Origin of the sequence: Pandoraea faecigallinarum (genome assembly GCF_001029105.3) — a bacterium.
Lineage (GTDB): Bacteria > Pseudomonadota > Gammaproteobacteria > Burkholderiales > Burkholderiaceae > Pandoraea > Pandoraea faecigallinarum.
In genome coordinates, this window is record NZ_CP011807.3 from 4,990,642 (window position 1) to 5,012,693 (window position 22,052).

26 protein-coding genes, 1 tRNA gene and 1 pseudogene are annotated in these 22,052 nt (G+C 62.5%); 1 reads left to right on the forward strand and 27 read right to left on the reverse strand.

Annotated features, from left to right (window positions below; genetic code table 11):
* Positions 1–28: 28 nt before the first annotated feature.
* The 8 genes and pseudogenes from AB870_RS21975 to AB870_RS25790 form a co-directional block, all read right to left on the reverse strand.
* Positions 29–259 carry a type I toxin-antitoxin system ptaRNA1 family toxin gene (locus AB870_RS21975; RefSeq protein WP_047906282.1) on the reverse strand — a complete coding sequence of 77 codons (231 nt, stop codon included), beginning with the start codon at positions 257–259 and terminating at the stop codon, positions 29–31.
* Between the two features lie 73 nt (positions 260–332).
* Entirely contained in the window at positions 333–1,799 is a 1,467-nt protein-coding gene (gene trbL, locus AB870_RS21980; protein WP_047906283.1) for a P-type conjugative transfer protein TrbL, read from the reverse strand.
* Positions 1,796–1,984 (reverse strand): hypothetical protein, encoded by a 189-nt coding sequence (locus AB870_RS21985; protein ID WP_047906284.1) that lies wholly within the window; start codon positions 1,982–1,984, stop codon positions 1,796–1,798. The genes trbL and AB870_RS21985 overlap by 4 nt, the downstream gene beginning before the upstream one ends.
* A 12-nt stretch (positions 1,985–1,996) precedes the next feature.
* Positions 1,997–2,770 carry a P-type conjugative transfer protein TrbJ gene (trbJ, locus tag AB870_RS21990; protein ID WP_047906285.1) on the reverse strand — a complete coding sequence of 258 codons (774 nt, stop codon included), beginning with the start codon at positions 2,768–2,770 and terminating at the stop codon, positions 1,997–1,999.
* A gap of 86 nt (positions 2,771–2,856) precedes the next feature.
* Positions 2,857–3,219, reverse strand: a pseudogene (gene traJ / locus AB870_RS26830) (conjugal transfer transcriptional regulator TraJ).
* A gap of 331 nt (positions 3,220–3,550) precedes the next feature.
* A complete protein-coding gene (locus AB870_RS26835; RefSeq protein WP_167362721.1) occupies positions 3,551–3,790 on the reverse strand; it encodes a TraK family protein in 240 nt (79 codons plus the stop codon).
* Between the two features lie 4 nt (positions 3,791–3,794).
* On the reverse strand, positions 3,795–4,031 hold the full coding sequence (locus AB870_RS26505; RefSeq protein WP_167362662.1) for a hypothetical protein: 237 nt from the start codon (positions 4,029–4,031) through the stop codon (positions 3,795–3,797).
* Positions 3,979–4,263: a hypothetical protein gene (locus AB870_RS25790; protein WP_064674888.1), complete on the reverse strand. Its 285-nt coding sequence runs from the start codon at positions 4,261–4,263 to the stop codon at positions 3,979–3,981. Before AB870_RS25790 ends, AB870_RS26505 begins: the two co-directional genes overlap by 53 nt.
* A 258-nt stretch (positions 4,264–4,521) precedes the next feature.
* Between AB870_RS25790 and AB870_RS22010 the strand changes: the two genes are divergently transcribed.
* A complete protein-coding gene (locus tag AB870_RS22010; protein WP_237170011.1) occupies positions 4,522–5,076 on the forward strand; it encodes a hypothetical protein in 555 nt (184 codons plus the stop codon).
* A gap of 449 nt (positions 5,077–5,525) precedes the next feature.
* Here the strand turns inward: AB870_RS22010 and AB870_RS22015 are convergent, their stop codons facing one another.
* The 19 genes from AB870_RS22015 to AB870_RS22100 form a co-directional block, all read right to left on the reverse strand.
* A complete protein-coding gene (locus AB870_RS22015) occupies positions 5,526–6,509 on the reverse strand; it encodes a replication initiator protein A (protein ID WP_047906288.1) in 984 nt (327 codons plus the stop codon).
* Positions 6,510–6,512: 3 nt separating this feature from the next.
* Positions 6,513–6,848, reverse strand: coding sequence for a hypothetical protein (locus AB870_RS25795; RefSeq protein ID WP_084663995.1), 336 nt, complete (start codon positions 6,846–6,848; stop codon positions 6,513–6,515).
* 303 nt (positions 6,849–7,151) lie between these two features.
* Positions 7,152–7,227: transfer RNA gene (locus tag AB870_RS22020), tRNA-Ala, on the reverse strand.
* A 100-nt stretch (positions 7,228–7,327) separates the two neighbouring features.
* On the reverse strand, positions 7,328–9,037 hold the full coding sequence (gene soxB / locus AB870_RS22025) for a thiosulfohydrolase SoxB (protein ID WP_047908553.1): 1,710 nt from the start codon (positions 9,035–9,037) through the stop codon (positions 7,328–7,330).
* Between the two features lie 144 nt (positions 9,038–9,181).
* Complete coding sequence (locus tag AB870_RS22030; protein ID WP_047908554.1) at positions 9,182–9,634, reverse strand: TlpA family protein disulfide reductase; 453 nt, start codon at positions 9,632–9,634, stop codon at positions 9,182–9,184.
* A 180-nt stretch (positions 9,635–9,814) separates the two neighbouring features.
* Positions 9,815–10,465, reverse strand: a complete 651-nt coding sequence (gene soxX, locus AB870_RS22035; RefSeq protein WP_047906289.1) for a sulfur oxidation c-type cytochrome SoxX — start codon at positions 10,463–10,465, stop codon at positions 9,815–9,817.
* A 19-nt stretch (positions 10,466–10,484) separates the two neighbouring features.
* On the reverse strand, positions 10,485–11,279 hold the full coding sequence (gene soxA, locus AB870_RS22040) for a sulfur oxidation c-type cytochrome SoxA (RefSeq protein ID WP_047906290.1): 795 nt from the start codon (positions 11,277–11,279) through the stop codon (positions 10,485–10,487).
* A 162-nt stretch (positions 11,280–11,441) separates the two neighbouring features.
* Complete coding sequence (soxZ, locus tag AB870_RS22045) at positions 11,442–11,753, reverse strand: thiosulfate oxidation carrier complex protein SoxZ (protein WP_047906291.1); 312 nt, start codon at positions 11,751–11,753, stop codon at positions 11,442–11,444.
* A gap of 33 nt (positions 11,754–11,786) precedes the next feature.
* A complete protein-coding gene (soxY, locus tag AB870_RS22050) occupies positions 11,787–12,254 on the reverse strand; it encodes a thiosulfate oxidation carrier protein SoxY (protein ID WP_047906292.1) in 468 nt (155 codons plus the stop codon).
* Positions 12,255–12,366: 112 nt separating this feature from the next.
* On the reverse strand, positions 12,367–12,696 hold the full coding sequence (locus AB870_RS22055) for a c-type cytochrome (RefSeq protein ID WP_044457412.1): 330 nt from the start codon (positions 12,694–12,696) through the stop codon (positions 12,367–12,369).
* An 88-nt stretch (positions 12,697–12,784) separates the two neighbouring features.
* Positions 12,785–14,032: a c-type cytochrome gene (locus AB870_RS22060; RefSeq protein WP_084663999.1), complete on the reverse strand. Its 1,248-nt coding sequence runs from the start codon at positions 14,030–14,032 to the stop codon at positions 12,785–12,787.
* Positions 14,016–15,419, reverse strand: coding sequence for a sulfite dehydrogenase (soxC, locus tag AB870_RS22065; RefSeq protein ID WP_047906293.1), 1,404 nt, complete (start codon positions 15,417–15,419; stop codon positions 14,016–14,018). Before soxC ends, AB870_RS22060 begins: the two co-directional genes overlap by 17 nt.
* A 32-nt stretch (positions 15,420–15,451) precedes the next feature.
* On the reverse strand, positions 15,452–15,799 hold the full coding sequence (locus tag AB870_RS22070) for an ArsR/SmtB family transcription factor (RefSeq protein ID WP_047906294.1): 348 nt from the start codon (positions 15,797–15,799) through the stop codon (positions 15,452–15,454).
* A gap of 351 nt (positions 15,800–16,150) precedes the next feature.
* On the reverse strand, positions 16,151–17,923 hold the full coding sequence (locus tag AB870_RS22075) for a ShlB/FhaC/HecB family hemolysin secretion/activation protein (protein ID WP_053059481.1): 1,773 nt from the start codon (positions 17,921–17,923) through the stop codon (positions 16,151–16,153).
* 199 nt (positions 17,924–18,122) lie between these two features.
* The gene (locus tag AB870_RS22080; RefSeq protein WP_053059482.1) at positions 18,123–19,427 is read right to left on the reverse strand and encodes an NAD(P)/FAD-dependent oxidoreductase; all 1,305 of its coding nucleotides are present in this window, start codon (positions 19,425–19,427) and stop codon (positions 18,123–18,125) included.
* Between the two features lie 10 nt (positions 19,428–19,437).
* Positions 19,438–19,659 (reverse strand): c-type cytochrome, encoded by a 222-nt coding sequence (locus AB870_RS26510; protein WP_157112400.1) that lies wholly within the window; start codon positions 19,657–19,659, stop codon positions 19,438–19,440.
* A 302-nt stretch (positions 19,660–19,961) separates the two neighbouring features.
* Positions 19,962–20,744: a BON domain-containing protein gene (locus AB870_RS22090; RefSeq protein ID WP_047906295.1), complete on the reverse strand. Its 783-nt coding sequence runs from the start codon at positions 20,742–20,744 to the stop codon at positions 19,962–19,964.
* Between the two features lie 120 nt (positions 20,745–20,864).
* A complete protein-coding gene (locus AB870_RS22095) occupies positions 20,865–21,452 on the reverse strand; it encodes a phosphoheptose isomerase (protein ID WP_047906296.1) in 588 nt (195 codons plus the stop codon).
* Positions 21,453–21,618: 166 nt separating this feature from the next.
* Positions 21,619–21,972, reverse strand: a complete 354-nt coding sequence (locus AB870_RS22100) for a YraN family protein (protein ID WP_053059484.1) — start codon at positions 21,970–21,972, stop codon at positions 21,619–21,621.
* Between the last annotated feature and the right edge of the window lie 80 nt (positions 21,973–22,052).

Below are 22,052 nucleotides of genomic sequence, written 5' to 3' on the forward strand. Positions count from 1 at the left end.
CCTGCGCCGATAGCATGCTGCTCGCAGCTCAATGGTGCTGCAACGTTTGGCGTACAACGGCCATTGCCTCACTGAAATCTCGGTGCGTCGCCCGCCCTGTTTCGGCCTGGTAGAAGACGACCATGAACAGGTTCGCAACGGCCTCCGCCAGTGTCGATAGCTCCCGAGCGGTGCTCTGGTCCATGAAGTCCAAGGCCGCGAGTTGCATTGCCGCGTGATGGATAACTTGCCGTGCTTCGGTATCATGCGTGATTGCCATGCTTCACCTCTCAAGCAGGTGTTGTTACGTGGAAGTGCCGGCCGGTTGCCGCCGGCCGGTGCGCTTGTGCTGTCTAAGCCTCGTCCTCAGTTGGACGATGTTTGTTTACGAACGCAGCTACTTCGTCGTTCATATTGCCCCCGGCCATCGCGCTTTGCCGACCCGCACCGAGACTGTCGCCGGCGAAATTCGATTCAGTGTCCGTGCTGGCACCGCTCCTGCTCGAAATCGCCGACGCAATCTTGCTGCCCGTCGTCTGCGCCATTTGTTCCTTCGCGGCGTCCATCATGTTCGCGGCCTTGTCCTTGGCGACTGCGCTCGCGCCCTTGGCGAGATTCGCGCCCATGTCCGCCGCGAAGCGGCCGGCTGTGCTCATGGCAGACATGAAGCCGCCGCTGCCGCCGGACGTGCTACCGCTGCCAAAGCCGCCCAAGCCGCTGCCACTCGACGAGCCACTGCCCGACGAACTGCCGCCACTGTTCGAGAACATACCGCTGCCATCGGCCATGTTCTGCTGCGCTGACTGGAACGCCGCCTTGAGAGCCGATGCTCCACCGGCCGAGCTCGTCGCGCCGGCCATCGCAGTAGAACCGACAGACGCCGCCGCGCTCGCGGTCATGGCGGCAGCAGCCATCACCGAGCCAACCCCAACACCACCAATCGAACCAGCGCCACCAACACCAACAATGCCTGCGATCCTCGGCGGTATCTTGTTCGTGAGATACATCAACACGAATGCCGCTATAAGCATGATCGCCATTTCCTTGAGGTCGATTCCGGCTCTCATGCTGGCGTAGTACTCGTTGATGAACGTCTTGCCGATCCCGATGAGCAGCAGCATTACCATCATCTCGGCTCCGATCGCCAAGACATGCTTGTAGTAGCTGATCGCGATATCTGACGTCCAGCGCGCCCCACCAAAGCCAAGAAAAAACACCCCGCCGTAGATCATGATCCAGGCCGACACAAAGACCAGGAGCAGGTTCACGCCGACAATCGCAAGAACGATCATCACAACCAACGCCATGAGGAGACCTACCACGCTGTCCGTCGGCGACCAGACCGACGACTGATCGAGCGCCTTGGTAAAAATGTCATAGCCGATTTGCACGATGCCTCCTGGCGTAAAATCGGTTGACTGGCCGATGGCCTTCGCGCCGATCATCCACATCGACTTGACGATGGAATCGGCAATCGCAGGCCCGTTGGAGAGAATCCACCAGAAGAAGCCGAGCACAGTGAAAAAGCGAACGATTTCAGCCAGTGCCTCCTGAATGCCGCCGTTTTTCAACGCCAGCATCCCGAACGTCCACACCATGCTGATCAGCGCGAGGCCCCAAAACAACCACGATGCGTAGCTCACCATGACGCTGCCCCACGCGCTGGCAGCGGCCTGGTATTTCCCCATCACCGAATCGACTACGTTGGAATTCAGCGGTGCGGCTGCAACGGTTGCCGTATAGGCGATGGCCGTCGAGGCAACGGCAAGGCGCTTGAAGCCTTCGGAAAGCATCGTTTTCATAGCGCGGCTCCTCCTCATTGGTCTTTCTTTTGCGGTTGTGATGGCGTATCGCCCCACGTCCAGTTTTTCGGAGAGGAACTGACGATGTTGCTGCCGTCGCGCAGTTGCTTCGCGGCTGCCGCCTGCTGTGCCTCGATCCGAGCGCTCTTGTCCTCGCAACCTGTAAGAACTGTGATAAGGATGAGCAAGATGGTGAATTTCATCGCCAGTCTCCCTTATTCGAAGGTCCAGTTTTTCGGCGTCGAACTGGTGATGTTGCTGCCGTCACGAAGCTGCTGAGCCGCTGCTGCTTGCAAGGCTTCCTTGTCAGCCACGTTCTCGGCACGCGTCGCTTGCGCTGCTGCTTGGGCGGCCAACATGCCCCGGATTTGCAGGAGCTGGTTCGTCTGCGCGCTCGCGAGCTGGTTTGCCGCCGACAACGCTTCCATTTGCCCTTGCGCACTTGTCGCCTGCGATTGCAGCGACCGAAGATGCGCTGCGTCCGTGGTCAGCGTTTGTTGTTGCTGATCGACGGCCTTCAGGACGGCATCGTTGGCGCTCTTTTGCGCGGTCGAACCGTTAGCCTGCGCATCGAGCAGCGCCTGTCGTTGCGAGTTTGAGCAACCACTCGACGTGAAACACGGCGACGTGCGGTAGTAACTCACGTCCTGATATCTTGACAGGTAGGCGTCGAGACTACCGGCCTGATTCTTGTAGTAGCTCAACGTGTCCTGCGCTTGCAGCAGCTTGTTGATCGTCTGATTCGCCTGGTCCCACACCCAGGCGGCGGGCGCGAGCGTGTTTTGCAGCATGTTTTGATATTGCTGCAACTGCGTCTGATACTGCTGAATCTGCTTTTCGACAGCCGCGACGTTCTGCATCGCACTGACCGTTGTTTGCACAACGTTCGTAGCATCGATCACGGGGATGCCGGCGTGCGCCGGGACGTTGAGTGCCGCTGCGATTGCGACAATCAATACCATCTTGACGGAACCTTTTTCTCTACGCATCTTGCTTCTCCTTCGATTAATTAGAGGCCACCTCATAAGCTGAACATAGGGGGCCACGAGTCAGCCCGCTTTAGCGGCTAAAAAGCTCACGCACGCACTATCCGCGTCATGACCGCCCGCAATTCGTCCTGTGTGGCCTCAATCTTCGTCAGCAGGACGCGGATGGTTGCCGGCGTAAACCCGGCCGTCCGCGCATCGTTCGTCAGCCAGAGCTTCAGCAGGCCACCGAGGCGCCCCAGGTCGCCATTGACTCGGGCCAAGTCTTGAACGCGGGCGAGATCGAGAATGCCTCGGATCTCCTAGCCCACTCCCACGTTCCGCAAGTAGGCAGCGACACTCAAGCCGGCCGCCGCCGCATTGCGCTTTATTGCCGCTTCTTCGTCCGGCAAGACGGGCGCACGAAGGTGGCGGCCATGCTTGCGCGTCATCGTCTTTGTCTCGGCGTCCATTACTCATCCAATCCGGCCTACGCCGGCATTAAGCGGCGGTAGCCGCTGGCCTCGCAGAGCAGGATTCCCGTTGAGCGCCGAAGACGCGAATAAGGGAGAGTGAAGAAGGAACACCGGCTTGCCGGTGGGCCTACTTCACATATCCTGCCCGGCATGCCACCGCTTCCGAAAGGAAACTGGACCTTTCCGCGATCGAGACATCGTTGTTGATTTACCGTTGTTCTTTCGATCAATCGAAAGAACAACGCTCGAATGCTGCATTGGTCGAAGAAAGACATATTCTGTTCGACTCCAAGAAGGTAACGACTGAATGCGGTGAGATCGCTGATCGTTATGGAAACACTTGCGGCTTGCGCGTCAGCTCGTTGGCATATCTTCGGAAAGCTTGGTAGCCGTAGCAGATATGCCCCTCTTCCGCCAGCGCCTCCCAAATGCTCATTAGCGAATGCCCGTCGTCGATAGCTGCTTGAACTTCCGTCCGCACGAGCAGAAATGCCGCTCGGTTTCTTGCATTTCGTCCAATGGACTGCCTCAAGGCGCGCTCCGCAATTCGTTCCGACAGCGATTTCATAGCTTCAAACCTCGTAGCCGTGCGACGACAGCACCTGAGCCAAGTTGGCACCTTCCCAACTTCCCGGGCGGCTGATCACCATGCCGGCATCTTCCGCAAGCATCGCCAGCAACGCTGAAGGCGTCAGATCGCCGTGACTTGTGAATCCTTCTCGCAACTTGTTCGACCGCGTACAGCGAATAGCCAGCTCACGAAGATTTGCCGCCGTCTCCTCGGATATTTCGATCGACATTCGCTTCATCACGTCGCTCCCCTTCCGTTGCAATTCCTGCATCGAACAGGCGCGCGACTGCCTCGGTGGGAAAGTACATGCGGCGGCCGATGTAAACCTTCTGGGCATTGAGAGATCGCGCCCATTCGCTCTTCGACTTCAGCAGGGCCATCCGCAAGCCTTCTGGTTTCCGGCTTAATGTCGCGGCCAATTGCTCGAGAGTCATGACAGCGCCGTACCGCTCTTTCAAGATGTCGAACATTGAACTCACACACTGGGCTTGATTCCGGTTGATTGACGTTGTTGCATGAATTCTTGGGCAAACAGGAATAGAATTGCAGTGCGAATAATCAGGCGTTTTCTTACTAGGGTTTAAAGACCTATGGCACGACCTGCGCGAAGCGATTCAGAAAAACGGCAAGGCGGCATGCGCGCGGCTGCGCTCCTGCACATACTCGCTGCTCGCGTGGGGGCGGAGAACCCACACCAATTCGCAGCGCGCTTTGACGATAAGGTTGGCATGCTGACCCAACAGTCCGGAAAGTGGCGGCCGAACTTCAGCGGAGAAAAGCCGCTGTCCGCACAACAAAGAGCGCTGCTGACGCGTCTCGACGCCGACGCGGATGTCCTGCATGAGAACGGCCCGGCAGATCTGTGGAAAGCGATGTGGGGACGGCTGGACGAGTTGCAGTCGATACTATCCGGCGAGCTGAAAGAATGGCGAACGCTTGATATGGTGCTCGCAGAATTCGAGGCCGATATGCTACTGGCCGAGCGTGATCGTGCGCCCGTTCCCCTTGCATATTTGGCGAAGGCAGTTGCCTTATACCGGCTGCACCAAGAGGTCGAGGCCATCGTTCCCGTTGGTCTCGATGGCGAGGGAATTTGCCGATGCCTGCGGCTCTGCCTGGATAACGACCACGTACAGCAGGAACTCGCCCATCTTGGCGTCAAACAAGCTGTTGATGCGGAACTAACGAACTGGATCGTCTCCCGGCCCGATATGGAGATAGCGTGGGCACCGGCCGAAGCGCGATGGAATGTCCTCGCTTTTCGGCTGGATTGGGTCCATTGAACGTGCCGAGAAATTTAGCGGCTAAAATTCGGCTGCTCGCGTCCCTCAAGTGTCAATGAAATGCATTCGGCGACGACTCTTCGATGTAGCGGCGGGGCCCGCGCGAAAGGCGGATGAACGAAAACTTCGGTTGCCGGAACGAAGCTTATTGACAGATGAGGGACAAGTTGAGGGTTGAGCGCAGTAGCACAACGCAACGACTACTTGCTTGTGCTACCGCGCGAAGAGCGTCGGCGGAACGTTAAAGGTTTTATATAGAGTTATATCGCGCGCGCGCGTTACGCTTTTTGAAACCCTTGCAGTACAAGGCGATTCGGGACGTGCTCATCCTTAAAAGCACGAGGAGGCGCATCCCCAAAAGCACGTGGCAAGCCACAGCACTGCATCCCTAAAGGCACGTGATAATTCACAGGTCAGATTGAGTTATCCACAACGGTACGCACGTAGTTTCACGGACATCTGGGCCCACCTCGCTTGCGAACACATGCATTCTCACGAGCCTTGGCCGAGGTGGGAGGCAGACCCTTCACGATAGCCGCGATTTCAGCTCGGTAGCCTTTCGGGCCGTTAGCGTAGAACGCTACCGCGTCGGCCTTAGGGTCATAGGCCATGCGGTAGTCAGGTAGCTCGCCGGAGGCGGCCAGCGCCTTGATAGCCGCCCGAAATTTGAATAGCTTGTCGGCACTGCCGCTCTTCTCATGCAGCGTGGCGATACTAGGCTTCCAGGTCGGTTGCCTGCCACAGTGCTTGCGGGCAAGTTCGTATATGCGCCGGTCAAGAGGCTTACGCAGGCGGAAGTAGTCTGGTGACAGGGTTAGCACGTGCATAGCGTCCACGCTGCGAAACAGCCAGTCTGGCAAGGTCACTTCCACGGCCACCATGCGGTTATCGCCGTCGCGTTCAACGACCTTGGCCGAATCGATCAATCCGAAGAACCCGCGTTCGCGCTTACCCGCCGTCTCGATGTTGGTTTCGATGCGCGTGCCGGTGAGTCGTGCGAGCATCTCTCCCATGCGGATATAGGCACGGCCGCTGGCGTCGCGATTTGTCGTGTGCAGAAAGTCGTAGGCAGTGAAACGTACCGTGCGTGCAATCTCGCGGCCACGGTTCTTCGCCTCAACCAACTGGCTGATGCAGTAGATCCATAGGTCTTTGTCATGAATCGTCGCGCAGCCGTCGATCCCAGGTTTTACTGTTACCGTAGTCCCGTTTCGCTCGTACACACGTACACGCCGGTCACCGGCGCGTAAAGCGAATAAGGGGTGCTCCATGCTTGCCACGTCGTCCTTCGGTGAAGCATCGAGAATGTCAGCGACGAAGAAATCTCGTTGCTGATGCCTGTGCGGTGCAAGGCGCGAGTGCGTCGATGCGGACGCATCGCAAGCACCGCCAGGCGACGCCAGCGGCGTCGCCTCGACGATGAATGCTTGCATGGCTTACACCTCGGCCGCGGCTTCGGTGGACGAGGATCGGATGCCGGATTGCTTATGACGTTGGCTTCGCTGTCGTGCAATCTGCTCAGCCTTGGTAGGCCGGCCTCGGCGCGGTCGCGAATCTTCCGCGACCACCGAGGCCACGGGTCGAGAGATGCCCTCGACATGCGCGGCTAGCCAGTGTTCAACGTCCTCAACACGCCAGAGTAGGCGCTTGGTGCTCGGAAGACGACAGATCGGAGGAAGAGATTGTGGATTGCGGGTCGCATCGCTTCGGATGCTCGCAACGGACTTGTGCAGATAGGCGGACAGCTGCTCGACCGTGATCAGTTCTTTCATCAAAGAGATCCCACGGCGGGTCGACAAGAAACCCGGCCGGATACTCTCTCCGCGCGCGATTGATGAAAGACGGTGCCAGCCGTCTGCTGCCGATGTAATCGGCTCGCGGCTAAATCATACAACGAATCGAAAGGATGCTGAGCATACGTGCGCACTTGATCGCAGCCCGGAAGACGCAGGGTCGTGGCGCGAGCGTTGCCGATTGGCACAAATTTGGCACACACGATGTGCCAAAACCTGCTTCCGAAAGCAAAACAACGCACTACATCGCAAGACGTAGTGCGTTGTTTTTAAACCAAATCTTGGTGGAGCGGAGGAGGATCGAACTCCCGACCTTCGCATTGCGAACGCGACGCTCTCCCAGCTGAGCTACCGCCCCACACGAAGCTTCGATTATATCGATTTTTCCGGGCGTGGCGAGCAGCCGACAAAAATGCTCGGGAATGCCGTCATCCCGGGTCGTCGCAAACTCCCGCCGCTCAGGCCGTCCCGCGATTTCCCTTCATCCCCTTGATGACCGGGACTTTCGGCGCTTTCGCGACGATCGTCTTCTGCGCCCGAAGATAGCGGGCGACGACATCCCACACCGGCTCGCCCTGCGCACCTTCGGCCACCGGTGCCCAACCCGCCACCTTGTACGTCTTGCCCGCCTCGATGAGCTTGCCGTTCAACCGCATCTCGGTAATGCGCTGCCCCATCGGGGCCATCGGATCGATCGTGTAATCCATGCCGCCCACACGCACCATGTCCCCGCCCTGTTGATAGTACGGGTCGGGATTGAACAGGTTGTCCGCCACATCTTCGAGCACCGTCTTGATCGTCTCGCCGGTCATCGGCGTGAGCGTCGTGTACGGGTAGGTGATGGCGGTCTGATCGAGCAACTGCTCCATCGTGAGCGCCTGCCCGGGCAGTAACGACGTGCCCCAACGGAACCCCGGCGAGAAACCGATCTCGGCGTCCTTCTCGGCCATCACCGCGTCCAGCAGCAACTGGTCGAAGGTACCGTTGAAATTGCCACGGCGATACAACAAACCCTCGGTCGTCGCCAGCGGCTCCGCGAGTTTGGCGGCAAACGGCGCGCGAACACGCTCGATGAGCGCCTGCATCCGAGCATCCGCGGGCAACAGATTCGCGAACACCGGCAGCAGCCTGTAACGGAAGTCCACCGGCTTGCCACCCCTGACGTCGAAATCGAGCACGGCGAGGAACTTGCCGTTCGACCCCGCGTTGGTGACGAGTGTCTTGCCCCCGGCATTGTCCACGACCACGGGCTTCGGCACGCCGTCGTGCGTGTGGCCGCCAAGAATCGCATCGATGCCGCGCACACGCGATGCCAGCTTCAGATCGACGTCCATGCCGTTGTGCGAGAGCACGACCACGACCTGCGCCCCCTTGCCTCGCACCTCATCGACCATCGACTGCAAACGCTCCTCCTGAATGCCGAACGTCCAGTCCGGCACGAAATAGCGCGGGTTCGCAATCGGCGTGTACGGGAACGCCTGTCCGATGATCGCCACCGGCACGCCGTTCATCGTCCTGATGGTATACGGCGCGAAGACCGGATCGCCGAAATCATTCGTCTGCACGTTCTGAGCGACGAAATCGATTTTGCCCTTGAACTGCTCCTCCACGATCGACTTCACACGCTCGGCACCGTACGTGAACTCCCAGTGCGCCGTCATCACGTCGACGCCAAGCGCGAGCGTGGCGTCGACCATATCTTGTCCCTTCGTCCACAACGCCGTGCCCGAGCCCTGCCACGTGTCGCCGCCGTCGAGCAGCAACGCACCGGGGCGCGACGCTTTCATGCGTTTGACGAGCGTCGCCAGATGCGCAAAACCGCCGACCTTGCCATACGTCCGGGCGGCAGCGGCGAAATCGAGATAGGTGAACGCATAGGCGTCCTGCGTGCCGGGACGCAAACCGTAGGCCTTGAGGAAAGCCTCCCCCACCAGATGCGGCGGCTTGTTGGCTTGCTCGCCAATCCCTAGATTGACGCTCGGTTCACGGAAGTAAATCGGCAGCAACTGCGCATGGCAATCGGTGAAGTGCAGCAGGTGCACGTTGCCAAACGCCGGCAGATCGTAGAACGCCTCAGCCGCCTTGGCCGCCGCCGTCTCGTGGTGCGACAGCGCCATCCCTCCGGCGGCCGCCACTGCCAGCACCTGCATGAACTCGCGTCGATTCATTTCGTCTCCGTGGCACATGCATCTGGCCGACGCACCGCCTCAATGGTTTTTTTCGTTGCGTACGATGCCGCGCCATACGACACCGCTCTTCTTTCTCGATGGCCCTACGCCCGCCCCCAACACCCGGCCAGGCAGGCCGGGACCTCACTTGCCTGCGTAATCGGCGAGCGCCGCCACATCCTCACCGAACATTTCGCCGACTTCCTTGCGCAGCACGCGGCCGTCGCGTCCGATCACGTACAACTCCGGCAAGCCCCGGCGCTTGCCCAGCGCGGCGCGCCACGCATCGTTCTCCATGCCTGCGGGGAACGTGTAGTGGTGCGACTTGACGTAGTCGATGGCGTCCTGCGGCTTCTTGTCGATGGACAACGTGACGATCTGGATCGGTTTGCCTCGCGTGGCGTCATAAAGCTTCTGCACATGCGGATTCTGCTGCGCGCAGAACGGACACCACGACGCCCAGTACTCGACGATGACCGTGCGGTCCCTGAATACGCTGGCAGGCAACGTCTTGCCGTCGAGCAGAGTGAGCGCCGGCAGCATCACCGTGTCGCCGACTTCCACTGCCCGCGCCGGCGTGCTCCCAAGCGCGCTCATCACGCCTATCGCCCCCAGCACGATGCCGAGCGCGCGCCACACGCCCGGCGCTCGCCTTGCGCGTGTCCCGACGTGACGAATCCCACTGATCTCGGCGTTCATGGAGTTCTCCGGAAGTCGACGATGAACCGGTCTGGACGAACGGCCAATGCTCACCTGCCATTGGCCGGACACGACCGCTTACGGATTGACCGGCGAGGCCGGATCGAGCAGCAATGCCATGACGTCCTTCAACTGCTGCTCGGTGAGAATGCCCGCTGCGCCGAAGCGCGGCATGTTCGAGCAGGCCATGTAACTGTGCGAATCGTAGACCTTCGCCCACGTGTACTTGACCACTTCAGGCGAATCGCCGCGCAACTTGCCGTAGTTGTAAAGCGACGGACCGATGTTGCCGAACGAGATCTCGCTCTTGGTCAGTTGATGGCACGCGTAGCAGTTGCCGCCATTGACCGTATCGGCCTTGTCGGTGAACTGCATGCCGCGACCGTTCTGCGCCACCTTCTCGCCTTCCTTCCAGTCGCCGAGATACTTGCCGTCGGCCGGCGCCTTCACGTTCGCCAGTTCCGCCTTTTGCAGACGCTCCGCGATTTTCGCCGGCATCGGCTTGGTCGCATACTGCGTGCACAGTTTCTGTAACTCGCTCTGGTCGATACGATCGAGTTGCGCGATGCCCGAGCCGCGGAACGAGTCGCGCAATTCCTGCACGACGGCGGCATCCGAGGTACCGGTGACGGGCTTTGCACCCTCACCCTGTGCGAAAGCCGCGCCGACGACGAGAGCCCCGGCCGCTCCCAGCGCGACGCCGGTCGCGCGCAATGCGAATGATTTCATGGGTATGCCTCGTGATCGGTCAGCGCTTCAGGCCGGGGGCGTCCATCTTGCCGCCGTTGGCCATCACACCGAGGAAGGTAATCAGATCGATCGACGCCTGCGAACCGTAATTCAGCTCCGGCATGCGCTGCTGACGGAAGCAGTCGTACATGCGCCACTGAATGGTGCGCAGCGCGCCCTGCGAGACACGATAGCCCGGCCACGTCGCAAACGCCTGACGTGCGGCCGCCGGCTTGGTCAGGTTCGGCAGATCCTGAAGGCGGATGCGCTTGTCGTCCGCCCCGTGACACGACGCGCACGAGAAATCGTACGGACCGGCGCGATAGTAGAAAATCTTCTGCCCGCGTGCGTAGGCTTCCTTCTCTTCCTTGTGCGACTGCGGCACACGAATGAGCGAACCCCGCGACTGCCCTGCCACGTAGGCGGTGAGCGATTCGAGATCGGTCGGATCCTGGCCTTCCCTGGAGAACGGCTGCCTGATGACGTCCGCACGCTTGAAGCCTTGCAGATTCACCATGCATTCGACGATGCGCGACTCGCCGTCGAGCACGCGTTTGGAGTCCGGGAAGTAACGCGGCAATTGCGCGTAGGCGTCTTTCAGGACACCGGGGCCAAGGCCGAGGTCGCACTGTGCGAGCGACACGTTGTTCGGGCCGCGCGGCGTCTTCCAGAGTTCCTCGCCGCGCATTTCGATGAGTTCCGCCGGGTTGCCGTCGGCAAGCATCTCGCGATATTGCGCGATGGCGTCGGCCGTCGAGTTGTCGGCCGCGAATACCGTGGCAACGGGGGCGCTGGCACCCGCGATGGCGAGCATGCCGCCGAGTACGGAACGACGCAGCCATGCCGCGTGTCGTGGGGTGCTCACCCGTGCGCTATGTTGCGCCTCAAGCATCTGACTCTCCTCTTTGTGGGTTGACCGGCGCCCGCGCAAGATACTCCCGCCGGACGCCACCGCACAGCTTCCCGGCATCGCCCCTCAGGCGACGGTGGTCTCGTCGGTACGCGAGTCGCCCTTGTTGTCGGTCCACGTCACCGCGACCTTGTCGCCCTTCTTGCCGCCCTTGAACTTGAACGACATGAACGGATCCTTCGACACCGCCGGACCCCATTCGGCCGTCAGTACCGTCTTGCCGTTGCAGGTGACCGTGACCGTCTGAATGAAGTGTGCGGGAATGATGTTACCGGAAGCGTCCTTGCGCTGGCCGGTTTCCATGATGTGACTCATCAGCGCCTTGACTTCGACGACACCGCCGGCCTCGGTTGCGCGAATGCGCATCGGATTACCCATGTTGTGCTCCTCTAGCCTTATACGATGTGTCGCTCAACCGCCGCAGCCGCCCAGCGTGACCTTGATTTCCTTCTCGGCCATGAGGTACTTGTTGTCCGCCTTGACGAGCGCGTAGACCTTCGAGGTCTGCCCCATCTTCACGCGCGTGGTCACCGACGGCTCCGTGCCGTCCGGAATATCGAACGACGCCGCCAGCGTATTCGGATTCTTTTCGATCAGGATCGCGATCGATTGCGTATTCGGCGCCTTGCTGGTGACCGCCACCGGCACGACCGCGCCGTTCTCGGCGATGTCGGGAGCCGTCAGCACGACCAGGTCGCTGGGGCTCGCCTTCGTGCCGCCGAGCGCCTTGACGGTGTCGTCCACGCTCCTGGTCGCAAACGCCGCCTTGTTCCACTCCACCTGTGCCGCGCGGGCCTCCTCGGGCTTGATCAGCCCGGCGGCCACCGCCAGTCCCATTACCGCGGAAAACCGCAGCATGTCGCGTCGCTGTTGGTTCATCTCTGTGTGTTTCCTCTTCCCTGAAGGCCGCCGGTACACGTCCGATGCTTTCATGACACCTACCGGCCGCCGTTCGCTCGCCCGATGCTGCGGCGAGCCCCCTGCCCCAGGCTTACTTCGCCGGGGCGCCGGCCAGAACCCAATCCACCAGGATCTTGGCGTCGGCATCCGACAAGTTCGGGTGCGCCGGCATCGGGATCGGACCCCAGACGCCCGAACCGCCACCCTTCACTTTCTTCACCAGCTTGGCCACAGCATCCTTATCGCCCTTGTACTTGGCGGCGACTTCCTGATACGACGGGCCAACGAGTTTCTTGTCGACGGCATGGCAACCCATACAGGCATTGGCACCGGCAAGTTTGGTCGCAGCGGCGACGTCGACGCCGGCGTGAGCCAGCGAGGTGCCGGCCAACATGGCCGCAGCGATCAGCATCTTCTTCATTGTTGCTCCTTCGGTTGTTGTAGGGGACGGGGGTCCTGCGGCAGCCTCGGACATCGTCGTCAGCGCATCCGTCGGACACCCTGCCCGCTCAATGTGCACCACGAAGAATCCAGTCGACCATCGTACGGACATCGGCTTCTGCAACCTGTGATTGCGGCGGCATCGGCATGCTGCCCCAATTACCGGCACCTCCGGCACGTATCTTCGCCGCCAGTATTTCAGTCGCATTCGACTGCCCATGGTACTTGGCGGCGACCTCCGAAAAGGCGGGCCCGATCTTCTTGTCGGTAACGCCGTGACAGGCCAGACAACCGTTCTTGTCCGCAAGCGTTGCTGCCGGTGACGTCGCAGTGGCGGTTTGGGCCGGCGCGTCCGGACTCGCCATGCCGAGTGTGGCGAGGGCCGCGGTCTTGCGCACCGACGCATTTTGCGCGGCGGTGCCCGACAGCGGCGGCAGCTTCGTATCGACACCGCGCACCGGGCCGACGACCCGGTTTTGCGCGGCCAGATCTCCATGTGCGTCGCGGGCGTACGCAGGGAGTGCGGACGTCACGATACCAGCCTCGGGACAATCCTGCATACACGCCTTGTTATGGGTATCCGGTTTGTCGCCCACGCGCCACATGCCGTGCGCACGCGTCATGCCATTGCGATTGGGCATGAGTTTCTGCACGTCGCCGATGTTCTTGTCGGACAGCACGAAGTCCGCCGGCACGATCTCGCCGAGGTTCAGGATGTAGGCAGTGACCGCATACACTTCGTCCGGTGTGAGCGAGCGCGGCGCATTCCATGGCATGGCGCGACGGATGTAGTCCCACATCGTGGAGACGGTATCGACCTTCATGAGCGTGGTGCGCACCGGCTGATTGTTCCCGCGCAGCGACGCCACATGTCCGGTCTTGATGTCGTCCGCTGTGGTGCCGCCCACCAGTGGATTGAAGACCTCGTTGCTCTCGCCGAACGTGCCGTGGCACGACGCACAGCGTGCGTCGAACAACTTCTGTCCGTCGGCCACCGAACCCTGCCCCTTTGGCAGGCCCTTGAAATCGGGCCGCACGTCGATGTCCCACGCGCCAAGCTCCGCCGGCGTGGCATCGCGGCCAATGCCCGGCGGCGCCTTGATCGGCGTCGAAGAACCGGACGCCGCGACCTGCACGGCTTTGGCGCCCTGCGCCGCCGGCGCGGCCGGTGCGGCCTTCGCGGGCGCGGCGACCCATGCCGTGAGCGTCAGCCCCGCAACGACCAGCGCCCCGGACCAAAGCCCCGCGATCACCGCCGATTGCGCGCGACGGCGCACGGTGGCACCCGGCTGACGCCGTTCAGTCGACGTGAACATTGGTCACCTCCCCGTTCGTTGCCACCTGCCACGTCTGGATTGCGTTGTTGTGATAGATCGACTTCGTGCCGCGCACCTCGCGCAATTGCCGGTAACGCGGCTGCACGAAGCCGGTCTCGTCGACCGCACGGCTTTGCAGCAGCGCGGGTGAACCGTCCCACTGCCAGTCGAAGTTGAAGCGCGTGAGGCACTTGGGCAGCACCGGCGATTCGAGGCGCGCCGCACGCCAGGACTTGCCGCCATCGGTCGAGACATCCACGCGCTTGATGCGCCCGCGGCCCGACCATGCCAGCCCCGTCACATTGAAATATCCGCGATCGAGCAACGCCTGCCCGCCCGAAGGCGACGTGATGACCGACTTGCATTCCTGAATCGACGTGTACTGACGATGCTGGCCGTCCGGCATCAGATCGACGTAATGACTCGTTTCATCCTTGGTATTCCACGGCGCGTCGCCCACCTTGATGCGACGCAGCCACTTCACCCACGACACGCCCTGCACGCCGGGCACGACCAGACGCAGCGGATAACCGTTCTCCGGGCGCAGCATCTCGCCGTTCATGCCCCAGGCAACGAGCACGTCCGAGAGCGCCGCCTCCATCGAGATCGTGCGCGTCATGCCGGAGCCGTCGCCGCCTTCGGCGAGCACGAATTTCCCCCGCCTGGTGTCTGCACCGACGTCATCGAGCAAGACCGACAGCGGCACGCCGGTGAATTCGCAGCACGACAGCATGCCGTGCGTGTACTGAACGGTCGGCACGGCGGCATTGCCCCATTCCATGCCGGTGTTCGCGCCGCATTCGATGAAATGCATGCGCGAGACGGACGGCAAACGCATGATGTCGTCCATCGTGTACACCTTCGATTCGCGCACCAGACCGTGCACCATCAGGCGGTGCTGCGTCGGATCGATCTCCTGCCAGCCCTGATGGTGACGCTCGAAATGCAGACCGCTCGGCGTGATGATGCCGAACAGGCCTTGCAACGGGGTGAAGGCGACGGAGGCCTGTGCCGTCTGTGTGAGGCCTGGGGACTGGCGCCTTTGCAGATTCGCCTCGAACTTCGACGGCGCGCCGTAGGGGCGTGCGGCCACGGGTTGCCCCAGCGACGTTGCCCACGGACGCGGCGTCAGAATCATCGGGTCGCCGGCCCCCGCCGATCCACCCGGCGCGTCGGCGGCAAACGCCGCACCGCTCGCGAGCGCGGCACCGGCGGCAAGAAAGCTGCGTTGCAAAAACCCGCGCCGCGAAGGGTTAAGCCCGTCGCGTGCGATGTCGGCGGCGAGTGTGCCGTCGACGAAGTTCTCCGGCGCCCGGCGCAAACGGCCGGCTCGCGATGCGTTGTCGCTCACCCCTGTCTCCTCGCGTTTCGTGGCGTCCGCCAGCATCGCGAGGACACTGGCGGCTTACCGCTTATGGATTAGTTCGTGCGCGGCATGAATCCGTCGACGGCACGCTCCGGCAGCGCTTCTTCCTCGATGCGCCCGGCCACCTGCACGCATACGGCGCGACAGATCTCGACCACGCCGGTGTCCGCGATCGTGTAATAGACCTGATTCCCGTCGCGACGGCGGGAAAGCACGCCCGCCTGATACATCGCACCGAGGTGCCGGGACACGTTCGTCTGCGACGAACCCACCTCCGTCACCACCTCGCTCACCGAACGCTCTCCCCCGCACAGCGCGTGCAGAATCCGCAGCCGCGTCGGCTCCGAGAGCAGACTGAAGTAGTGCGACACCTTTTCGAATACGCGATCGAGTTCTTCCATGACGGTCAGTCTTCAAGTTCGTGCGAAGGCACAGAGAGTTTCGTATATGCCTATATACGCATATACGGATAATCAAAATAATGGGCGAGGGAATCAAGCTGCACTGCAACATGCCGGACGCCGATGTTTCGTCGCGAGGGTGCCCCTTTGCATCGCATGGGCGTGCCTTTCCATGTATACGTCCGGATATAGCGAACCTCATGGCATGCCTGGGCGCGACGCGTGTCGGGGCTCGCGTCGAGGAACGCCTCGACGTGCGTGACGGCATGGCGGGTCTGCACATCAGGGAAAAACCCGATAAGAAAAATGACAGGGGACGGCAAACGCGACGGCTGCCGTCCCGGCGCCGGCTCATTCGAACTGATACGACCAGTTGGCGTTGAACCGCAGGGGACGGTTGGGGGAGTTGGTCGGCGCGTCGGCCATCGGCTTGGCGATCGACAGGTCCAGCGTGTAGTACTTGCTGTCCGAGATGCGCACGCCCAGCCCCACGGAGGCCAACTGGTTGTGGAACAGCTGGCCGTAGTTCATGTACACGCGCGCCGTGTCGAGCATCAGATACGGCTGAACCGTCTTCAGAAAACGGAAGTCCGTGCGGAATATGCGGTTCAGTTCGATGGATGCGCCCCAACCCTTATCGCCGGCGATTTCCCCGGCCGGATAGCCGAGACCGAAGCGCTGGCCGCCGAACGTGGCCTGTTCGGAAGTCGGCAGCGTGTTGCCGCTGTACTGTGCGCCGGCGGAGACGACGACGCCGAAGTCCCATGGCAGCACCAGCCCCTGCCTGGCGTCGAGGTTGAAACGCCAGAACGCGAGATCGTACGGGCCGAGGATCTGCTGGATGCCTGCGGGCTGCGTCGTATAGGACTGGCTCGCCCCCATCCCGTTGAAACCCTTGAACACACCCAGCGTAGCGCTGCGCGTTTGTTTCTCCGTCACCTCGTTGTACGCGAGTTGCACCTGCCCCGCGCGCACGTTCGTCTTCGAACTGATGTTGTTCGGCGAATTCGGCACCTCGTAGCGGTCGCGCGAATTCACGCCGTACATGCCGCCGCTCACGGTCAGGCTGCGCTGGTTGTTGAGCAGGATCGGGTACGACACGCTCACGGCGACGCGCTTGGTGTCGAGATGGCGCGTGAGGCCGGCGAGCGCCTGGTCGTCGGGCTGGCCGCGATAGTGCGACGCATCGAGGCGCGCCTGAAGACCGTCCGAGCCGAGCGGCTGCACGTACGACGCCGCGTAGAACTCCTCGTCGTTGTGCCCCTTGGGCGCAATGGCCGTCAGCTGAATCTGCTCGCCCAATGGGGTAAGTGCGTTGCTCGTGACAGTGAAGACGCCGCGAATACCCGGATTGTTGTAGGAAAGCGATGTGCCCAAAGTGACCGGCTGGCGCGAGACGTCGAGCGACAGTTCGGTCGCGCCGTCCGTCTGTGTGGGCGGCTGCACGTCGGCCTTGATCTTCATGCCGGGCACGAGCGTGAGCAGATTCAGATAACGCTCGAACGTCGCGCGCCTGAGCGGCCGCTCCGCCTCGATATGCGCCGCGATATCGCGCAGGCGCTGCTCGGACGGCCCGGGCTTGCCGGTAATCTTCGTGCTGGAGATATACCCTTCGACGACCGTCACGCGCACGAAGCCATCGCTGAAATCCTGCGCGGGCACGAAGGCAAAGGACAGCAGATAGCCCGCGTCCTGATACATCTTCGTCACCTGATTGGCTTTCTCGACCAGATCGCCGATGGTCACTTCCTTGCCCGCCATCGGCGCAAAGCGTTCTGCGACCGCTTCGAACGGCAACGACTTCACACCCTCGATACCGAAGCGCTGCGGTGTGATCTTGCGGGCGAGCAGCGCTTTGAGCGCGTCTTCCTGCGTTGGCGGCTGAATGTGAATCGAGGGCGCCGGTGCTTTGGGCGCCTCGATCTTCGGAATGCTTTGCATCGGATCGCCGCGCACCGGACTGGCATCGGCCCAGGCGTGATGCGTGCCGAGCAGACTCAGGGAGCAAAGCGATACGGCGACGACTTCGACTACGCCTACGGCACTGCGATTGCGAACAGACTTGACCGAGCCCTCACGCGCGACGCGTGACGCAACACGGGACTCTCCCTGGCGATGCGCCATCCCTATGCCCCCCAACGCTTATTTTTTCGTGGAGCCAGTGTAACCGCGAGGGGTGAGGCTGCGTCAACGGGGGAAACCGGGGGGTTTGCAGCGCTGCGACAACACCGCGAACGGGTGCGTCGGAGGGGCGTACGTCACGGCGCTTAGAGACTCCCCTCCAAACACAAACCGACGACGGCAAGCCGCGTCGCAATCCGCGTCACGCCAACATGTCGGCCCAGATACCTTGCGCCCATGCGAGTCCCAGGGCGAATTCGTCCCGTGTGGCCCGTGGCGACGCGCCTCCCGTGCCCGGCACCGGCATCATGGTGCGCTTCGATGCGTCGTAGCGATGCACGCTTGCGACATGCATCGCTTCGGTAGCCGAAACGAACGTGTAGCAGGTGTTGCTGTAAAGCGGCTCGGGATTGACCGCGCGCCCCGACAAGGCCGCCACGATCGCGGCGGCGCAAACCTTGCCGTGCTGATTCGCCATATGGCCGGACTTCGGCATTTGCGGGGCAATCTGGATCGCGTCGCCCAGAACGTGGACGTCGGGCACGGCGCTCGACGCGAAACCCAGAAACTCAACGTCGCACCAGCGCCCGTTGGCCGTGGCCAGCCCGCTGCTCACCGCAATGTCGCCGGCGCGCATCGGGGGAATCACGTTTAGCACGTCGGCACGGATTTCTTCTCCCAGATGGAAACGCGCCAGATGCCGCGTCCCATCGGCCACGGCCTCGATGCAGTCGAACTGCGGGTGATACTCGACGATGCCGGCAAATTGCGTGCGCCAGATCTCATGAAATTGCTCCGCTTCGGCGAGTACCTCGTGGTTGGCGTCGAAAACGAGCACCTTGGCGCGCGGATTGTGCTGCCGGATCCACGACGCCGCCTGACAGGCGCGCTCATACGGCGCCGGCGGGCAGCGGAACGGCGCTTCGGGAATGGTGATGGCGAATACGCCGCCCTCGGGCATCGCTTTCAATCGGGCGTGAAGCAGTGCGCTCTCACGGGCATCGGTCCAGCCAACGGGAAGCGCCTCGCGAATCGCGGGGTCGTTCAGTCCCGCAATGGCCTCGCGTTGGAGCGACACGCCGGGCGAGACGATCAGCTTGTCGTAGGCGAGGCGATTGCCGTCGGCCAGACGGACCTGCTTGCGCTCGGCGTCGATGGCCGCGGCGCGGGTACGGCGCCAGGTCACACCGTGGCGTGCGACAAGCGCGTCGTATGGCACGCTCAGATCGCTCACGCGCAGGTAACCGCCGACCACGAGGTTCGAAAGCGGCGACGAAACGAACGCGGGACCCGGTTCGACGAGTGTGACGTCGATCGTGTTGCCGGACAGGACACGCAGCGCTTTCGCGGCCGTTGCCCCGCCGAATCCGCCACCGATGACGACCACGCGCGCACGGCCTTTGACCGGCGTCGGCCATGACGGCGCCGCCAGGGCGTGCGAGACGGGCAACATCCCGGCGAGTGCGGCTGTCGAATGCAAACCGAGGAGGAATTGGCGGCGATCCATGGCGGCCGGTCTATCGGGGCGCAATCGCCGGTTGCGCGGCGAAATAGTCCGCGATGCGTTGCAGTTCGCCGTCCCGGTAGCCCTTGAGAAGTTGCGGCATCAGCGTGGCAGGTGGCTGCCCGTCGCGCATGGCGCGAAGCGACGCCATGAGCGCCGCCGCCGGACGTCCTTCGAGCGCCGGCAGCGCCGTCTTCCCCGCTGTGACCGGCGCAGCCGCGTTGTGACAACTCATGCAGGCCATCGCCCAGTCGCGTGCTTGCCAGTCGGGCAGGGAAGATCGCGAGGCGTCACCGGCCGGCGATGGCACGTAGGCCGGCGACGCTGCATGCGCGCCCGTCACAGACGGCGTCTGCGCGATGGCAAGACCTGTCGTCGCGCCGCACCCCACGTGGACGAACGTGTGAACGCAAGCCCGAACGAACACCGCCGCGACCGTCCGCGTCACCCGAAGGCGAGGCGAACGGTCGCGGCGGTTCGATGCAGGGCAACGGCCCATGCGCGTGCGCAGGAAGACCATCCGGAGCGCTGTCGCGTTCAGTTGCCGGTCTTGTTGGACGGCCCCGGCTTGACCGGGCCTTCGCTGATCGGTGCCGGCGACGACAAGGGCTTGGCCGTCACGGTATCGTTGCCGATCGGCGTCGTTGTGACCGTTGCGGCGTTGGGATCGTCGGGCTGCGCCGGAGCGGGGTTGTTCTTCGCTTCGGTCGACAGACGCTGCGCCTCTTCCGGCTTCACGTATTCATAGAGCTTCACGACCTTCTGCACGCCGTCGACACGGCTCGCCACGTTCGCGCCGATGGTGCCCTCTTCCTGCGAGACCAGCCCCATCAGGTACACGTCGCCGCGCTCGGTGACGACCTTGAAGACGTTGGCCGAAATCTCTTTCGTGTTGATGAGGTTGGCTTTGACCTTGCTGGTGATCCACGCGTCGTTCGAGCGCGAGCCGAACGAGCTCTTCGGGCCGATGGCGAGTTCGTCGACGATGCCGCGAACGTTGCTGATCTGCTTGACGATGTTCACCGCGGCCTGCTTGCTGGCGTCGTTCGGGACTTCGCCGGTCAGCAGCACACGACGATTGAAGACAGTCACGTTCACATGCACGGCGTCGTCGGTCAGCGTATTGGCGATGTTGGCTTCGGCCTTGACCTGAATTTCGCGATCTTCCGTCTGCGCACCGACCGAACGCCGGTCGGTGGCGACGAGCGCGCCGGTCGCGGCGCCGCCGAGAATGATGGGGGCGCAACCGGCCAGGGTTGCAGCAATCAGCACGGCCGCTGCAAGCGGCTTAACAACGCCTTGGACGCGTCGGAAACTCATCGGGCTTTCTCCTTCCTGGATGTTCTGACGGAACGGCCCCCGCCGCGCCGGATCGGCACCGCCCGCCCCCGCGACCCGGTGCCCGTCACTTGATCTTGACGCCTCAAGATGACAATAGGTTCACTCGTCGCCCAGCAGTATCGCGTCGATCAGATCGCACAGGCAGTGAATGGTGAGCAGGTGAACTTCCTGAATACGGGCGGTGCGATCGGACGGCACGCAGATGTGCACGTCGAGTTCGCCCAGCGCGCCATTGACCTTGCCACCGCCTTTGCCGGTCAGGGCGATCACGTGCATGCCGCGCTCACGGGCCACTTCAATGGCCTGAAGCACGTTGCCCGAGTTGCCGGACGTCGTGATGGCGAGCAGCACGTCGCCTTCCTGGCCGAGTGCGCGGACCTGCTTCGAGAAGATGGCGTCGAAGTTGTAGTCGTTGCCGACGGCCGTCAGGATCGACGAGTCCGTGGTCAGCGCGATGGCCGGCAGCTCCGGGCGCTCACGCTCGAAACGGCCGACGAGTTCGGCGGCGAAATGCTGGCAGTCGGCGGCCGAGCCACCGTTGCCGCACGCGAGGATCTTGTTGCCGTTGGCCAGGGCTTCGACCATGACGTCCGCTGCGGCGGCGATGGGGCCTGCGAGCGCGTCGCGCGCGGCCAGCTTGGTCTCGACGCTCTCCGTAAAGTGTTTCTGAATTCGTTTGATCGACATGGTCGTTCGCCAGGGTGTCGCAAGAGCTGCCGGCCTCGGAGGCCGCGCCGCACCGGGGGTATGGTTCCGGAGGGACGCGCGCCTGTGGCGCGCCGGCGTCACGGTGCCGTCGATAGTGAAAACGGCAATTCCGCAAGTGTAACAGGGCCGGCCGGCTTGGGTTCCCTCAGAGATCGTCGGCCCGGAAGGCGTCGGGCAGCCATCCGGCCACGGGCGGGCGCCCGTCGAAGGTCACGACATCGAAGCGGCAACGTGCCGCCGGACGCCGCAGCAGGTAGTGCCGCGCAGCCAACACGAGCCGTCGCCGCTTTCCATGCGTGATGCTTTGCGCCGCATCGCCGAAATCGCTGCGCGCCCGTGCGCGCACCTCGACGAATACCAGCACACCGGCGCGATCGCGCATAATGAGGTCGATTTCGCCGCCCCGGCATCGATAATTGCGGGCGACGAGCCGCCAGCCGCGCCGCTCCAACAAGCTCTGTGCGCGGCTCTCGAACGAAACTCCTAGCTGATTCGACATGGTTGTTCCGATGTTTTTCCTGACCGGCAACGCCGGTGCCGTTGCGCACCCGACCGGCGCCGCGCCCTGCCCGGCGGCGC

Bases quoted from the DNA above. Each gene is read 5' to 3' on its own strand.
- AB870_RS22095 (WP_047906296.1), bottom strand. From the start codon at position 21,452: ATGTCGATCAAACGAATTCAGAAACACTTTACGGAGAGCGTCGAGACC.
- soxA (WP_047906290.1), bottom strand. From the start codon at position 11,279: ATGCTCGCCATCGCGGGTGCCAGCGCCCCCGTTGCCACGGTATTCGCG.
- soxB (WP_047908553.1), bottom strand. From the start codon at position 9,037: ATGAATCGACGCGAGTTCATGCAGGTGCTGGCAGTGGCGGCCGCCGGA.
- soxX (WP_047906289.1), bottom strand. From the start codon at position 10,465: ATGAAATCATTCGCATTGCGCGCGACCGGCGTCGCGCTGGGAGCGGCC.
- soxC (WP_047906293.1), bottom strand. From the start codon at position 15,419: ATGCTGGCGGACGCCACGAAACGCGAGGAGACAGGGGTGAGCGACAAC.
- soxY (WP_047906292.1), bottom strand. From the start codon at position 12,254: ATGAACCAACAGCGACGCGACATGCTGCGGTTTTCCGCGGTAATGGGA.
- AB870_RS22055 (WP_044457412.1), bottom strand. From the start codon at position 12,696: ATGAAGAAGATGCTGATCGCTGCGGCCATGTTGGCCGGCACCTCGCTG.
- AB870_RS26505 (WP_167362662.1), bottom strand. From the start codon at position 4,031: ATGAAGCGAATGTCGATCGAAATATCCGAGGAGACGGCGGCAAATCTT.
- trbL (WP_047906283.1), bottom strand. From the start codon at position 1,799: ATGAGGAGGAGCCGCGCTATGAAAACGATGCTTTCCGAAGGCTTCAAG.
- AB870_RS26510 (WP_157112400.1), bottom strand. From the start codon at position 19,659: ATGAGTTGTCACAACGCGGCTGCGCCGGTCACAGCGGGGAAGACGGCG.
- AB870_RS22015 (WP_047906288.1), bottom strand. From the start codon at position 6,509: ATGCAAGCATTCATCGTCGAGGCGACGCCGCTGGCGTCGCCTGGCGGT.
- AB870_RS22090 (WP_047906295.1), bottom strand. From the start codon at position 20,744: ATGAGTTTCCGACGCGTCCAAGGCGTTGTTAAGCCGCTTGCAGCGGCC.
- AB870_RS26835 (WP_167362721.1), bottom strand. From the start codon at position 3,790: ATGAAATCGCTGTCGGAACGAATTGCGGAGCGCGCCTTGAGGCAGTCC.
- AB870_RS22030 (WP_047908554.1), bottom strand. From the start codon at position 9,634: ATGAGCGCGCTTGGGAGCACGCCGGCGCGGGCAGTGGAAGTCGGCGAC.
- AB870_RS21975 (WP_047906282.1), bottom strand. From the start codon at position 259: ATGGCAATCACGCATGATACCGAAGCACGGCAAGTTATCCATCACGCG.
- AB870_RS22080 (WP_053059482.1), bottom strand. From the start codon at position 19,427: ATGGATCGCCGCCAATTCCTCCTCGGTTTGCATTCGACAGCCGCACTC.
- AB870_RS22060 (WP_084663999.1), bottom strand. From the start codon at position 14,032: ATGTTCACGTCGACTGAACGGCGTCAGCCGGGTGCCACCGTGCGCCGT.
- AB870_RS22010 (WP_237170011.1), top strand. From the start codon at position 4,522: ATGCTGACCCAACAGTCCGGAAAGTGGCGGCCGAACTTCAGCGGAGAA.
- AB870_RS22075 (WP_053059481.1), bottom strand. From the start codon at position 17,923: ATGGCGCATCGCCAGGGAGAGTCCCGTGTTGCGTCACGCGTCGCGCGT.
- AB870_RS22100 (WP_053059484.1), bottom strand. From the start codon at position 21,972: ATGTCGAATCAGCTAGGAGTTTCGTTCGAGAGCCGCGCACAGAGCTTG.
- soxZ (WP_047906291.1), bottom strand. From the start codon at position 11,753: ATGGGTAATCCGATGCGCATTCGCGCAACCGAGGCCGGCGGTGTCGTC.
- trbJ (WP_047906285.1), bottom strand. From the start codon at position 2,770: ATGCGTAGAGAAAAAGGTTCCGTCAAGATGGTATTGATTGTCGCAATC.
- AB870_RS25795 (WP_084663995.1), bottom strand. From the start codon at position 6,848: ATGAAAGAACTGATCACGGTCGAGCAGCTGTCCGCCTATCTGCACAAG.
- AB870_RS25790 (WP_064674888.1), bottom strand. From the start codon at position 4,263: ATGTTCGACATCTTGAAAGAGCGGTACGGCGCTGTCATGACTCTCGAG.
- AB870_RS22070 (WP_047906294.1), bottom strand. From the start codon at position 15,799: ATGGAAGAACTCGATCGCGTATTCGAAAAGGTGTCGCACTACTTCAGT.
- AB870_RS21985 (WP_047906284.1), bottom strand. From the start codon at position 1,984: ATGAAATTCACCATCTTGCTCATCCTTATCACAGTTCTTACAGGTTGC.